Annotated in this window: 1 rRNA gene; it reads right to left on the bottom strand. The window is 54.8% G+C overall.

Going from position 1 to position 447, the window contains the following annotated elements:
- Positions 1-447 (bottom strand): 16S ribosomal RNA (locus tag ACTHSX_RS10480); the annotation flags it as partial.

Here is a 447-nt window from a genome sequence, read left to right as displayed (position 1 = left end):
GAGACAGGACTACTCGGGTATCTAATCCTGTTTGCTCCCCACGCTTTCGCACCTCAGCGTCAGTACCGGGCCAGTGAGCCGCCTTCGCCACTGGTGTTCTTGCGAATATCTACGAATTTCACCTCTACACTCGCAGTTCCACTCACCTCTCCCGGACTCAAGATCTCCAGTATCAAAGGCAGTTCCAAGGTTGAGCCTTGGGATTTCACCTCTGACTTAAAGATCCGCCTACGTGCGCTTTACGCCCAGTGATTCCGAGCAACGCTAGCCCCCTTCGTATTACCGCGGCTGCTGGCACGAAGTTAGCCGGGGCTTCTTCTTCAGGTACCGTCATTATCTTCCCTGACGAAAGAGCTTTACAACCCTAAGGCCTTCATCACTCACGCGGCATGGCTGGATCAGGCTTGCGCCCATTGTCCAATATTCCCCACTGCTGCCACCCGTAGG

The organism is Neisseria sp. P0014.S002, assembly GCF_051958295.1.
GTDB lineage: Bacteria > Pseudomonadota > Gammaproteobacteria > Burkholderiales > Neisseriaceae > Neisseria > Neisseria flavescens_B.
Note: the sequence above shows the minus strand (reverse complement) of the source record. Positions and strands in the feature narration are given on the sequence as shown.